General features: G+C 63.1%; 5 protein-coding genes and 2 pseudogenes. 6 read left to right on the forward strand and 1 reads right to left on the reverse strand.

Annotation, left to right across the window (positions count from 1 at the left end):
* Window positions 1-16: 16 nt before the first annotated feature.
* The 5 genes and pseudogenes from NDY25_RS21915 to NDY25_RS21935 form a co-directional block, all read left to right on the forward strand.
* Window positions 17-559, forward strand: a pseudogene (locus tag NDY25_RS21915) (NAD(P)/FAD-dependent oxidoreductase); the annotation flags it as partial.
* A 149-nt stretch (window positions 560-708) separates the two neighbouring features.
* Window positions 709-966, forward strand: coding sequence for a KGG domain-containing protein (locus NDY25_RS21920; RefSeq protein WP_023904015.1), 258 nt, complete (start codon window positions 709-711; stop codon window positions 964-966).
* Between the two features lie 483 nt (window positions 967-1449).
* Complete coding sequence (locus NDY25_RS21925; protein ID WP_104551946.1) at window positions 1450-1959, forward strand: ferritin-like domain-containing protein; 510 nt, start codon at window positions 1450-1452, stop codon at window positions 1957-1959.
* 174 nt (window positions 1960-2133) lie between these two features.
* The gene (locus NDY25_RS21930; RefSeq protein ID WP_168957604.1) at window positions 2134-3054 is read left to right on the forward strand and encodes a M14 family metallopeptidase; all 921 of its coding nucleotides are present in this window, start codon (window positions 2134-2136) and stop codon (window positions 3052-3054) included.
* 47 nt (window positions 3055-3101) lie between these two features.
* Window positions 3102-3692 (forward strand): DUF1349 domain-containing protein, encoded by a 591-nt coding sequence (locus tag NDY25_RS21935; protein WP_168957605.1) that lies wholly within the window; start codon window positions 3102-3104, stop codon window positions 3690-3692.
* A gap of 9 nt (window positions 3693-3701) precedes the next feature.
* On the opposite strand, the gene NDY25_RS21940 is transcribed toward NDY25_RS21935, so the two are convergent.
* On the reverse strand, window positions 3702-5513 hold the full coding sequence (locus tag NDY25_RS21940; protein WP_168957606.1) for an EAL domain-containing protein: 1812 nt from the start codon (window positions 5511-5513) through the stop codon (window positions 3702-3704).
* A 753-nt stretch (window positions 5514-6266) separates the two neighbouring features.
* Here NDY25_RS21940 and NDY25_RS21945 point away from each other — a divergent pair.
* Window positions 6267-15119: pseudogene (locus NDY25_RS21945) on the forward strand (autotransporter-associated beta strand repeat-containing protein); the annotation flags it as partial.
* Window positions 15120-15138 lie beyond the last annotated feature (19 nt).

The following is a 15138-nucleotide window of genomic DNA, read 5'->3' on the forward strand; positions in this document are numbered from 1 at the left end:
GTTGTTCAGAGGTTCCTTAGCTGTACGCATCGATGGCCTGCCTGCCCATGCGCAGGTGCAGGCGCATTTCGCCAAAGGCAGCTATTTCAGCTTGGCCGGCCGCTCGCCGTTTGATCAACTAATCTATCCGTTGCCCGAACCTGGCGGCCTGGGCGTGCATCTCACCCTGGACCTGCACGGGCGTGCACGCTTCGGCCCTGATGTGGAGTGGGTAAGTGCGCCCGATTACTACTGTGAGCCTACGCGGGCGGACAGTTTTGTTGCAGCGATACGGCGTTACTGGCCTGGCTTGCCGGAGGGCGCATTGCAGCCTGGCTATTGCGGCGTACGGCCGAAGATCAGTGGGCCAGGCGAGGCGGCCGCCGATTTCCGCATCGATGGGCCAGGCCTGCACGGCATCGGCGGGCTGGTGAATCTGTTCGGCATCGAATCGCCGGGGTTGACCTGCTGCCTGAGCATCGCCGCGCACGTTGCCGCGTTGCTGGAAGATCGCCCATTGCAGGCCAGCACTGGTAGCGCTACCCACGCATCGCCGCAAGCGGCAGCCACGTCCTGCTGACAGGAGTGCAAGATTTGCACAGCGAGCGCAGCCGTTTTTTCCGACACCCCATGTACGTGCACCGTGTGGCCTGCGTTTGCGGGTTGGCACGATTGTTGCGTTGACCCCATTACCAATGGCGTACCAACGAAGCATCGAGAGGAGGCACAGTGGAAGACGGACAGAACGTTACTCGTAGCCGGCGCGGCTTTGCCGCATTGGATCCTGAAAAGCGCCGCGTGTTGGCCAGCAGCGGTGGAAAAGCCGCCCACGCCAGCGGCAATGCACATGAATTCACCAGCGACGAAGCACGTGAAGCAGGTCGCAAGGGTGGCCAGGCAGTCAGCCGCGATCGCGATCATATGTCGCGTATCGGCAGCAAAGGTGGCCGTTCCAAGCAGGCCAAGCCGCAGGAAGAAGCAGTCTAAATCCGCCGTTCGGCGCGCCGATGGCGTGCCGGTGCGGATTGCAGCACGACAGGCTCTGCGTCAGCTGGATGCAGGGCCTGTTACGTTTTTGGGAAGGCACTTCGCGATGTTATTCGAGGTCTGCAGGCACAAACGATTGCAGCACCCCATCGCTTGAGGTCGCCTGATGGCGATTGGATTGCAAAGGTGTGGTCTTGAACCTGTTGGTGCGCAACGCACCGGCAGGGGTGAGGAAAATTTTGCACACCTTGTGCGGCGCTGCCATCGATTGCAGGGAAATTCTTCACCCTCCATGTCGCACCGCTGACAGTGTCTGCAGGATTTGCAGAGCTGGCCAGACCCTAATTCTCTCGTATCGGCCAATTCGCTGGGTCGTGATGTCAATTACATGTGGATGTCCCACTGCGCGCTCACCTGGTGCAGCCGTGTCTTTCATGCGGCGCGCGCCACGCTGGAGTCCTCGCACACAACAGGAGATGTCGCATGGCCGAACCCCAAGAAAATTTGATGGACTGGTTGCGCGATGCGCATGCCATGGAGCAGCAGGCCGAGCAGATGCTCAAGGCCCAGGCAGCGCGCATTGAGCATTATCCCCAGCTCAAGGCACGTCTCGAGCAGCACCTGGAAGAGACGCTGGGCCAGCAGCGCCTGGTCGATTCCTGTATCGAGCGCCTTGGCGGTGCGCCGTCGGTGATCAAGGACACCATGGGCAAGATGGCCGCGTTCGGCCAGGCCATGGGCGGCATGACTACCTCCGACGAAATCGTCAAGGGTGCGATGGCCGGCTATGTGTTCGAGAATCTAGAGATCGCCACCTATACCGCGTTGCTCGGTGCAGCCAGGACGGTGGGCGATGTGCAAACCCAGCGCGTGTGCGAGCAGATACTGGAGCAGGAACATGCAATGGCCGACTGGTTGCTGGACTATTTGCCGCAACTGACCGAAGAATTTCTGGTGCGGGATGCAACCCCGGGCGTCATTGCGAAGAAGTGAGCCGCAACGCGGGGCACCACGCTGTGGATTGGTAGACAAAAAGGTCCTGCGATGCAGGGCCTTTCTGATTCCGAGACAGGCCTGGGCGCGGCAGCATGCGCGATCTGGCACTGCCATGGACCGGCTTGTTCGCAACGCTTACCCTTGTCGGTCTTTCGACAAACGGTTGCAGTGATGACAGCGCACACGGCTTATCCGATCGGCAGTGCAGGGCACCCCTGGGGTGAGGCAGAGCGCAGTGCATGGCGTGCACGCCAGCTGCGCCAGCGCAGTTATGCCGACGATGTCGTGCAGCCCGTCGAGCGCATGGATGCGCGCTTTGAACGCGTGCACTACGCAACGATCAGCGCGGCAACCGAACAGTATCGGCTGATCGCACTGCGCACTGCCGACTGGGACCCTGCGCTGCCGTGTGCACTGGTCACCGGCGGTGTGCATGGTTATGAGACCAGTGGCGTGCAGGGCGCACTGCAGTTCTTGCAGCAACACGCCGCCCATTACGCGGGCCGGATCAATCTGCTGGTGGCGCCCTGCATCAATCCCTGGGGGTATGAGCGCATCCAGCGCTGGAATGCCGATGCAATCGATCCGAACCGTTCCTTTCGCGAGGACAGTCCTGCAGCAGAATCGGCCGCATTGATGCAGCTGCTCGCCGCACTGCCTGGGCAGATGCACGTGCATATCGATCTGCACGAAACCACCGACAGCGACGAAACCGAATTCCGCCCGGCGTTGGCCGCGCGCGACGGTGTTGCGTACGTGCCGGGCACTATTCCGGACGGCTTCTATCTGGTCGGCGACAGTGAAGATCCGCAGCCGGAATTTCAGCAGGCCGTGATTGCGGCGGTGGCGCAGATCCTACACATCGCGCCTGCCGACGCGCAGGGCCAACTCATCGGCGCACCTGTGGTGGGCCATGGTGTCATCAACTATCCGGTGCGGCGTCTGGGCTTGTGCGCCGGCGTGACGCAGGCGCGCTATCGCACCACCACCGAGGTGTATCCGGACAGCCCGCGTGCAACGCCCGCGCAATGCAATGCGGCGCAGGTAGCGGCGATCTGTGCGGCACTGGATTACGCGCTGGCACATGCGTGAAGACGCGCAGCCGGGAAAAGCAGGTCATAACGAATTCGGAGATCAGCATGCCGCACGACACGGCCTGGCACGATGGTATCTGGCTCAACCGGCCGAAGACAGTGGAGATCGATGGCGACACCTTGGAGGTGGTGACCGACCAGGCCACCGACTTCTGGCGCCAGACCCATTACGGATTTACCCGCGATAGCGGGCATTTTCTGGGTGTCACGGCTGCAGCGGGTTTCACTGCGCAGCTGCGCGTGCGCACCCAATACGCATCGCTCTACGACCAGGCTGGCATCATGGTGCGCCTGGACGAGCAGCGCTGGGTCAAGGCGGGCATCGAACTCAGCGACGGGCGCGCTATGCTCAGCAGCGTGCTGACCAATCCGGTGTCGGACTGGGCGACCGGTCCCTACGAAGCCGATCCAAAGGATTTCTGGATCCGCGCCACCGTTGCCGAGGGTGTGTTGCGCCTACAGGTCTCTGCCGATGGACGCAGCTGGCCACTGATCAGGCTCTGCCCGTTCCCGGTGGCCGATGCCTATCGGGTCGGGCCGATGTGCTGCACGCCGGAGCGCGCGGGGTTGACGGTGCGCTTCTCCGACTGGACGCTGGGCCCACCATTGGGCAAGGCGCTGCACGATCTGAGTTGAACGCTGCGCTCACGGCAGTCGCTGCGCGGCCAGCGCCTGCGCAACGTAAGCGGCCACCAGGTGCGCTTCCATCGGGCGGGAGAGCAGATAGCCCTGCGCTTCGTCGCATCCCCAGCTACGCAACAGCGCAATTTCGTCGGCATGTTCGACGCCTTCGGCCACGGTGCGATAGCCCAGCGCATTGGCCAGCCGCACCACCGCCTCGGCGCGCATCTGCATGCCGGCCTTGGTGGCAATGCCGGTGACCAGCGAGCGATCGAGCTTGAGCACGTTGACCGGCAACTCGGTGAGGTAACCGAAGTTGCTGTAGCCGGTGCCGAAATCGTCGATGGCCACGCTGACGCCGGCATCGCGCAGTGCGCGTAGCCGAGGAACTGCTTCCACATTGCTGCGCAACCAGCGGCCTTCGGTGATTTCCAATTCGATCCGCGAGGTGGGGATCGCCAGTTCCCTGCAGCGATTGATGACATCCGCAGCCAGATTGAGGTTGCCGAAATCGCGTGAAGACAGATTGATCGAGATCGAGAAATCCAGCCCCTGCGCCCGCCACTTGGCCAGCTGCACCAGCGCAGTTTCGATCACCCAGTTGGTGACGGTGCACATCAGGGCGGTCTTTTCGAACAGCGGAATGAATTCGTCCGGGCCGATCGGGCCAAGACTGGCGTGGTGCCAGCGCAGCAGCGCTTCAAAACCGGTCACCGACAGGTCGGCAAGGTCGATGCGCGGCTGAAACACCAGCCGGAAATCGCCGGCGTCCAATGCACGTTCTGCGTCCAATGCCAGGCGGTAAGAGCGTTGAATCGCATCGTCGTGCAGGGCGCTGTACCAGCACACGATGGCGTGGTTGTTGATCGCATCGCCCAACGCCACCAGCCCCTTGCGCATGACGTCGTTGGTGTCGGGTTGCTGCGGCGCAAAGCGCACAACACCGGCGTGAAAGGTCAACGACATCGGCACGCCGGCCGCATCCATCGGCTGATGCAACATGTCCCGCAGATCGAGCAACAGGTCTTCCATCTCGTCGGGCGCAGAGTTCAACAGAAAGAACGCAAACCGCATCGGTGCCACGTGATACACGGTGGCCTTGCCACGCAGTGCGCGGGTCAGCACGTAGCTGGCGTGCCGTATCAACTCTTCCAACGGTTGCATGCCCAGCGCCTGGCGTGCTTCGTTGGCGGCCTGGGTGTCGTAGACCTCGATGAACGAGGCGATGGTCGGCACGCAGTGGCTGCCAAAGGCGAGGGCATCCAGATCCGATTGCAGCTGACGCGCATTGAGCAGGCCGCTATGCGGTTCGCGACGGCCGGCGCCGAACTGCAATTCAAGTTGCGCGGCGGCCACGTTGGCGAACATCAACAGTTGCTGATGCTCCTGGCTGGCCAGATGGCGCTCACGCGTATCGATCACGCACAGCGTGCCGGAGACGCCGGTTTGCTGTGTGCCGACCGGCACACAGGCGATGAAGCGCGCAGGCAATCCCGGGAAGGCTGCATCGCCGAGCTGAATCGGTGCCAGCGCGGAGTGGCCGATCAGCTCCGAAACGCCGTTGGCGGCGGCATTGACCTGACAACACGACGCGATGGCTTGTTCGACATGGCCGATGCTGATGCCGCGCGCCGCCAGCACACGTAAGCGGCCGCCTTCGGTAATGGTCAGCGCAGCAGCGGGCGCTACCAATGCATGGCAGATCAGGCGTGCGATCTGATCGAGCGGCTCCATCCCGCCCAGATCGATCGGCACTCCTGACCAGTCGGCATGCCGTTCCTGCGTTTTGTTGTCCAGAGCAAGCGTCATGCCATCAGAGTCCGTGTTGAAGATCACACACTGCATGGCTACTAGAAACAAACCGGAGTCATCGGCAGGTGACGACCATCTGGGATCTGATCCACATCCCATGCCCGATGTAATGCACGAAAAAACGGTATCACATCAGCAGGCTCTGCAAGCGTTGTTTCAATAAGTTTCGCTCACCGCAGATACGCGGTCGGCTGAGTTCTGAGGGAAATGTTCATTGGTATTAATCTAGAAAACGATTGCAGTGATTCTCCAAACGATTGCAATACAAGTCTCTGGGTTGCCGGCTGAATATACGAATTTTTGCATCGCAGCATCCTTTAATAACATTCCGCGCCTATTGTTCGGTTCGCTAGCAAGGCTTTGCGCGCGCATCTGTCTTCTTTTAACTACCAGCCTCATCCAATCATATTCCGCATAGATCGTGGATAAATTCGCATTTTCACGGTTAATCTGGTGGTGCATGGAGCGTGCGCTATTGCGGATGAGGCACGTCACCACCTCTAGCGAGCCCGAGCAAACCAGTCGACAGATTTTGTTTGTGTAACGGATGAGTTTATGGTTAGTGATATTCCGCACAGTTTCAGCCGTGCCGCTTCGCCTATTAATCGCAGCATGTTCTTTATCGGGATTGGTATTAATCTCCGTCACGCTTGAACTACCCAGGTCTGAAGCAGTACGTCCTTTTTTAAACCGACTCAACCATTGGTCAACTCTCGTCTTTGAAGGCGCGTGCATGGGCACACGCCGGTCTCTGTACGGCAATCAGGGGAAAATGAAATGAATCGTGCATTTGCGCTGGTCTGGAACGCGGCGATTGGCAATTGGGTCGTAACGCATGAGTTGGTGCGTCGGCGGCGCAAGTCCGGGGCAACCCGTCGTTGTTTGTCGAGCCTGGTTGTGTTGGCGGTGGGGGCCGCCGCACCCGCTTTGGCCTGGGGAGCATGTACACCGGCGCTACCTGCGGCGGGCGCAACCGTCACCTGCACCGGATTGCCGATCACCAGCAACAGTTTTGCCAGCGGCGCAAACAACTTGACGGTCAATGTCGCAGCCGGCACGCAAATGACTGCCGGGTTGCTCGGTGGCACCGCCATCGCGCTCAGTGGTACCAATGCCACGCTCAACAACAGCGGCACCGTCGATCCGTCGGTGCTGGGTCTGTTGTCGGTGTTGAGCACCGGTGTCACCATGGGCAATGCCAGTTCCACGTTGGTCACTGCCAATAACCTAAGCACCGGCACGATCTACGGCACCGGCGGCCTGCTCGGTGCCAACCTGCTCAATCTCGACGGCATGGCGCTGGGCATTACCTCGGCCAGCAATGGCGTTGTGCAGATCAACAACGCAGGCCTGATCGATAGCCGTGCATTGTTGAATCTGTCAGTCCTGAGTTCCGATACGCCGGTGATTGCGGTCAGCGGCGGCGGTACCGTCAATGCGGTCAATACCGGCACCATCAACGGACGTGTGGGCTTCCAGAGTTCGGCCACCGGCAATACCTTCGTCAACTCGGGCACCATCAACGGCAGCGTGTCGCTGGGGGCGGGCAGCACCAACAGCTTCACTGCAGTGACGGGCGGCAGCGTCAACAGCAGCGGTGGACTGGCGCTTGAACTGCTGGGTCCCGGCGGCTTGCTGAGCTTCGCGCAGACCGGCGTGGTGGATGGCGGTGCAGGCGGCACCAATACATTGATCCTGCAGAATTCGGCAACCGGCACCGGCACTGGCAGTACCGGTGTTGGATCGCTCAGCACGGCGCAGTACATCAATTTCGGCAGCCTGCGCGTCAACAGCGGTACCTGGTCGGTCGGTGGCGGCAGCAACTTTGGCAGCAGCGCGCTCAATGGCGGCGTGCTGCAGTTCGCAAACCCTGCCCAGCTCGGCACCAGTATCGCTGCCAATGGCGGTGCACTGGAAGCCACTGCCGCAGGGTTGACGCTGAATCCCACCGGCGGCATCGCGCTGGGTGCAGGTGGGTTGACCTTGCAAGGTGCCAACGGCTTGACCGTCGCCAGCCCAATCACCGGCACCGGTGCGGTGACCAAGACCGGCACCGGTGCCTTGGGTTTGACCGGTGCCAATACCTTTAGCGGCGGCGTGAACCTGCTCGGTGGCGCGCTGACCGTCGGCAACAACGGCGCGCTGGGAACCGGCACCGTCAACGCATCTGCTGGCAGCCTACTTTCAAGTGCTGCAGTCAACTTGCCGAACGCGTTCGTACTCAACGATTTCATCGGCATCGGCGGTGCCAGCAACCTGCGGCTTGGCGGCGGTATCAGCGGTGCTGGGGCGCTGAACAAGATCGGCACCGGCACGCTGACCCTTGGCGGCACCAATACCTACGCCGGTGGTACCTCGCTGGGTGCTGGCACCGTGCTGCTGGAAACCTCCGGTGCGCTCGGCACCGGCACGGTGACCGCAGCGGGCGGGCTACTGGATACCACTGCTCCGCTGACACTGAACAATGCATTTGCGCTGACCAACACCCTGGGCCTGGGTGCCAGCAGCAATGCGCTGACCTTGAACGGCACGCTTGCCGGTGCCGGTGGCATCAACAAGACCGGCACCGGCACGCTCGCGCTCAACGGCACCAACACGTATACCGGCGGAACCACGCTGGCGTCGGGCGCGTTGCAGCTCGGCACGGCCTCCGCACTGGGAACGGGCGCATTGAATGTCACCGGCCCGGCCAACCTGAGCACCGGCGCTGCGTTGACGGTGGCCAACGGCATCAGCCTCGCCGGTCCGTTGAACTGGACCGGCGCGCAGGCGCTGACCCTCAGCGGTGCCATCACTGGCGGCGGCAGTTTGATCAAGAGCGGTGCGGGCGACCTCACGCTGACCAACAGTAATGCCTATACCGGCGGTACCACGCTGAGCACCGGGCGGCTGGTGGTCGGCTCCAACGCGGCGCTGGGCACCGGCACGCTGACTGCCAGTGGCGGCGTGCTCGATGCGGCCACAGCGGCAACGCTAGGCAATGCCATTACGCTGACCGACACCATGGGCGTGGGCAGCAACGGCACCGCCTTGAACTTGACGGGCACGATTGGCGGCAGCGGTACGTTGAACAAACTCGGCACCGGCACACTCACGCTCGGTGGGCTCAACACCTATGCCGGCGGCACGTTGCTCAATGCCGGCGTCCTGCAGGTGACCAATGACGGATCACTCGGCAGCGGTGCATTGACCGTCACCGGTAATGCCAGTCTGCAGGGCACGGTGCCTACCACGGTGGCCAACGATATTGCGCTGACCACCGGCGCGCTCAGCCTCGATGGCACGCAGGCACTGACCCTGAGCGGCGATATCAGCGGTGCGGGCAGCCTGATCAAATCCGGCAGCGGCGACCTGACGTTGAGCGGCAACAGTTTTTACAGCGGTGGCACCGTGCTCAACACGGGCCGGCTCATCGTCGGCAGCGACACCGCGCTGGGTGTTGGCGCACTCAATGCAGCCGCCGGTACGACCTTGGACACGGCGGCAGTGAGCACGCTCGCCAATGCCATCGCACTGGCTGGCCTGGTCAATGTGGGTGGCAGCAATGCGCTGACGCTCAATGGTGCGATCACCGGCGCCGGCAGTCTCGACAAGCTCGGTCCTGCCAGTCTGACATTGGCCGGCAACAACACCTATGCCGGTGGTACGCGATTGTCTGCAGGCAGTCTGGTATTGGGCAGCGATACGGCGTTGGGCACAGGCACCCTGACCATCGGCGGCGGTCTGCTCGACAGCACCGCAGCACGCATCGTCGATAACAACGTGGCACTGGAAGCGGATCTGCAACTCGGCGGCAGCCAGGATCTTGCGCTCAACGGCGTTGTCAGCGGCGTGGGTGGGGTGATCAAGGACGGCGGCGCCACACTCACCCTGGGTGGACCAAACACCTTTGCCGGCGGCGTGGATCTCAATGCAGGCGCGTTGCTGATCGGCAACGCCACTGCACTGGGCAGCGGCGTGCTGACAGCAGCCGATGGCACGCAACTGCAAGCCACCACCGCAACCACGATCGGCAACGATGTCGCCCTGAACGGCGCGCTCTCGCTTACCGGCAACAACGATCTTGGCGTGACCGGTATCGTCAGTGGCGCAGGTAGCCTGATCAAGCAGGGCGCTGGTGCGCTCACGCTCTCCGGCAACAACCTCTACACCGGTGGCACCGTGCTGGACACCGGCACCTTGGTGGTCGGCAGCAACACTGCACTGGGCACCGGCGCACTCACCGCTGCCGATGGGACGCAACTCACTGCCAGCACTGCAGTGACGTTGCAGAACGCGCTCAACGTTACCGGCCAACTCGGCATCGATGGCCAGGACCTCACGCTCGATGGTGTGATCGATGGCGCCGGCAGCTTGATCAAGAACGGCCCCCAGACGCTCACCCTTACTGGCAACAATACCTGGGTGGGCGGCCTGCAATTGCAGGGCGGCGCGTTGCTGGTCGGCAGCGATACCGCACTGGGATTAGGCACGCTGACTGCGGCAGCTGGCACCACGCTGGATGCCACCACCGCAGTGACACTGGGCAATGCGCTCGCATTGAACGGCGCGTTGACGCTGCCCAGCACGCAGGACACCACGCTCAATGGCGTGATCAGCGGCGTCGGCAGTCTGGATAAACAAGGCGCGGCCACGCTGACCTTGAACAACGCCAACACCTTCAGCGGCGGCGTTGCGCTGGATGCAGGGCGTGTGGTGTTGGGTAACGACACTGCGTTGGGAGTGGGTGGTCTGCTGGTCGGCGGTGCTGCGGAACTGGATACCAATGCAGCGCTGACGCTGGGCAACACGGTGCAGTTGAATGATCAGCTCACCCTGATCGGCAGCAACGATCTGACGTTGAACGGTGCCATCAGCGGCACCGGTAGCCTGATCAAGAATGGCGCCACCACGTTGTCGCTCAATGCAGGCAACACGTACGCAGGCGGCACCACATTGGCTGCTGGCACCATTGCGGTCGGTGCGAACGATGCGCTTGGTACCGGCAGTCTGTCGGTCGTCGGCAACGCGGCGTTGAGCAATGCGATCGCGGTGGCATTGGGCAACGACATCGCACTTGGCGCAGCGCTCACCGTGGACAACGGTGCGGACATGCTGGCCAGCGGCAACATCAGCGGTGCCGGCGACTTGATCAAGACCGGCATCGGCACGTTGACCTTGACGGGCAACAATACCTACACCGGCCCGTTGGCGATTCAGGCCGGCACGCTGGTGGCCAGCACCGGCGCGGCGCTGGGCAATGCCAGCAACGTCGATGTCGCTGCGGGCGCAGTGTTGAACCTGACCAACGGCGGCCTGATCACCGCGCTCAGCGGTGCCGGCAATGTCGACACCGATGCAGGCGGCACACTGCAATTAGGCGGCGGCGATTTTGCCGGCAGCCTGGGCGGTGGCGGCAATCTGGACAAGGTCGGCGTAGACACGGTGCGCTTGCTCGGCACCAGCGTGATCGGTGGTACCACCCAAGTCAGCGGCGGCACCTTGGATATGATCGGCAGCCTCGGCACCAGCGCGTTGAACGTGGCGCTCGGCGGCACGCTGACGGGCACCGGCACCAACGGCAGCGTGGCCAGTGGCGTCACTATCGGCGATGGCGGCCGGCTTGTATTGACCAGTGGCTCCTCGCTCAGCGTGGGTGGTTTGTCGCTGGCACCGGGCGCGTTTCTCGATGTCGCACTGGCAGCGCCGAGCAACACGCGTCTGCTCGCAGTCAACGGCGATCTCACCCTGGACGGCACGCTCAACATCACCGACATCGGTGGCTTCGGCACCGGCGTGTATCGCTTGATCGATTACACCGGCCTGCTCACCAATAACGGGTTGGCCTTCGGCGTGATTCCCGGCAGCGTGGATCTGAGCCAGCTCGCCTTGCAGACCGCCATCGGCCAGCAGCTCAATCTGGTGGTCACCGCGCCGGGCAGCATCGTGCAGTTCTGGGACGGCGTGCAGACCACGGCCAATGGCACGGTCGATGGCGGCGCCGGCACCTGGGGCGCGGCCACCAACTGGACCAGCCAGGACGGCAGCGTCAACAGCACCTGGCAGGGCGATTTTGCGGTGTTTGCCGGTACCGCAGGTGCGGTGGGCGTGCAGGGCACGCAGAGCATCGGTGGCCTGCAGTTCGTCACCGACGGGTATCAGTTGACCGATGCCGGCGCCGGTGCGCTGGACGTGGTCGCACCGTTGACCGCAGTGCGTGTGGACCCGGGTGCAACTGCCACGATCGACGTCGCGATTTCCGGCGTTGGTGGCGTGGAGAAACTCGACACCGGCACGCTGGTGCTCGACGCGGCCAACAGCTACACCGGCGGTACGGCACTCAGCGGCGGCACCCTGGTGCTCGGCGACGCGCAGGCACTCGGCACCGGCACGTTGACTGCGGCAGCCGGCACCAACCTCGATAGCAATCAAGCATTGGCAGTGGGCAATGCGGTAGTGCTCGGCGGTGCGCTCAATCTGGTTGGCAGTAACGATCTGACCTTGTCCGGTGCGATCAGCGGTGCGGGAAGTCTGATCAAGAACGGTGCGTCCACGCTGACGCTGGATGGCGCCAACAGCTATGTCGGCGGCAGCGTGTTGAACGCAGGCACGTTGGCGGTTGGCAGCAACAGCGCGTTGGGTGTCGGCAGCCTGTCTGTGCTGGGCAATTCCACCTTGAGCAACGCGATTGCGCTGGCCTTGGGCAATGCAGTCAATCTGGGTGCCGATCTGACCATTGCCAGTGCAGACGATCTGGCACTGACCGGCGCCATCAGCGGTGCCGGTGCGTTGACCAAGAACGGGTTGGGCACACTGACCTTGTCCGGCCCCAACAGCTTCACCGGCCCGGTGGCGGTGCAGGCCGGCGTGCTGGCAACTGCTGCACCTGGTGCGTTGGGAAATGCCAGCGCAGTGGATGTCGCGGCAGGCGCCGGGCTCTCGTTGGGCAGCAACACGGCGTTGGGTGCAGTGACCGGGCAGGGCAATGTCGCGATTCTTGGCGGCAATACGCTGCAGCTGGGCGTCAACAACGTCAGCAGCACCTTTGCAGGTAGCCTGAGCGATGCCGGCAATCTGGAGAAGGTGGGCGCAGGCACGGTGCAGCTCACCGGCACCAGCACGCTCGGCGGCGCCACGCAGATCACTGCAGGCACGCTGGATGTGGATGGCGTTCTGGCCAGCACTGGCGGTGTGACCGTCGCAACGGGCGGCACGCTGAGCGGTAGCGGCGAGGTCGCTGCACCGGTCACCGTCAACGATGGCGGCCGTCTGGTGGTGACCAGCGGTGCGGTGTTGACCACGGGCACGTTGAATCTGGCGCCAAATGCCAGCATCGATGCGTTCCTCGGTACGCCCAGCACCACGGGTGTGTTGGCGGTCAACGGCGATCTCACCCTGGACGGCACGCTCAACATCACCGACATCGGTGGTTTCGGAAATGGCGTGTATCGCCTGATCGATTACACCGGCGCACTGACCAATAACGGGCTGGGCTTCGGCACCATTCCGGGCACGATCGATCTCACCCAGTTGACGCTGCAAACCGGGTTGTCGCAGCAGGTCAACGTGGTGGTCTCCGCACCCGGCACCAACGTGCAGTTCTGGGATGGTGCGCAGACGCTGGCCAACGGCAGCATCGATGGCGGCGCAGGCGTGTGGGCAGCGGGTACGACCAACTGGACCACGGCCGATGGCTTGCTCAACAGCGACTGGCAAAACAGCTTCGCCGTCTTCGCCGGCCCTGCGGGCAACGTGGGCGTGCAGGGCACACAAGGCATCACCGGGATCCAGTTCGCCAGCGACGGTTATGTGCTGAGCGATGCCGGCGCCGGTGCGCTGAGCGCCAATGCGGCCACCACCATCGTGCGCGTCGATCCGGGCGCCACCGGCACCATCGATGTGAGCATCGGTGGCACCGGCACGCTGCAGAAACTCGATACCGGCACGCTGATCCTGGGCGCCGCCAATACCTACACCGGCGGCACCGCACTCGGTGGCGGCACGCTGGTGTTGGGCGATGCACAGGCATTGGGTACCGGTACGCTGACTGCGGCAGCGGGCACCGCGCTGGATACCGATCAGGCACTGACGGTCGCCAATGCGCTGGATCTGAGCGGTGCACTCACGCTGGCGGGCAGCAACGATCTCACCCTGACCGGTGCGATTGGCGGTGCCGGTGGCTTGATCAAGAACGGTGCGACCACGCTGACGCTCAGCGGCAACAACAGCTATGCCGGCGGCACCGTGCTCAGCGATGGCACCCTGGCGGTCGGCAGCAACACCGCGCTGGGTAGCGGCGGTTTGTCGGTGGTCGGCGATGCGGTGCTGAGCAATGCAGTTGCCGCAACACTCGGCAACGCGGTCACGCTGGGCGCTGCGCTCACTGTCGATAATCCTGCGGATCTGACCCTGGCCGGCGACATCAACGGCAGCGGTGCACTGATCAAGACCAACACCGGCACGCTGACGCTCGATGGCAGCAACAGCTATACCGGTGGCACCACGCTCAACGCCGGCACGCTGGTAGGCGATAGCGCAAGCTTGCAAGGCGCGATCGTCGACAACGCGACCCTGGCATTCAACCAGGTGGCCGATGGTGTGTTCACCGGCTCGATCACCGGCACTGGCACTGTGATCAAGGATGGCGCCGGCGCTCTGTTGCTCAATGGTGCGAATGGTTACAGCGGTGGCACCACGATCGTTGCAGGGACGTTGATCGGCGATACCACCAGCCTGCAGGGCGACATCGCCAACAACGCGGCCCTGGTCTTCAATCAGGCCACCAGCGGCGTGTATGCAGGCACGGTCAGCGGCACTGGTTCGCTGGAAAAGACCGGCACTGGTGTGTTGCAGTTGATCGGTCCCAACAGCTACACCGGCGGCACGGTGGTCAGTGCCGGCACGTTGATCGGCAACACCACCAGCCTGCAGGGCAACGTGGTGGACAACGGCACGCTGGTGTTCGATCAGGCCACAGATGGCGTGTTTGCCGGCGCCGTCAGCGGCACCGGGAGCGTGATCAAGCAAGGTGCTGGGGCGCTGACGCTCGACGTCGCCAACAGCCATGCCGGTGGCACCACGCTTGCCAGCGGCACGCTGGTGCTTGGCGATGCGCAGGCATTGGGTACCGGCAGCTTGACTGCGGCAGCAGGCACCACCTTGGATACCGATCAGGTATTGACGGTGAGCAATGCAGTCAATCTGACAGGTGCAGGTGCACTTGCGCTGGCAGGCAGCAACGATCTCGCGCTGACCGGCCCGATCACGGGCGCTGGTGGTTTGATCAAGAACGGTGCATCCACGCTGACGCTCGATGGCAACAACAGCTACACCGGTGGCACCACGCTCAACGCCGGCACGCTGGTAGGCGATAGCGCAAGCTTGCAAGGCGCGATCGTCGACAACGCGACCCTGGCATTCAACCAGGTCGCCGATGGTGTGTTCACCGGCTCGATCACCGGCACTGGCACTGTGATCAAGGATGGCGCCGGCGCTCTGTTGCTCAATGGTGCGAATGGTTACAGCGGTGGCACCACGATCGCTGCAGGGACGTTGATCGGCGACACCACCAGCCTGCAGGGCGACATCGCCAACAACGCGGCCCTGGTCTTCAACCAGGCCACCGGCGGCGTGTATGCAGGCACGGTCAGCGGCACTGGTTCGCTGGAAA

This window comes from Xanthomonas hortorum pv. pelargonii, assembly GCF_024499015.1.
GTDB classification, from domain to species: Bacteria; Pseudomonadota; Gammaproteobacteria; order Xanthomonadales; family Xanthomonadaceae; genus Xanthomonas; species Xanthomonas hortorum_B.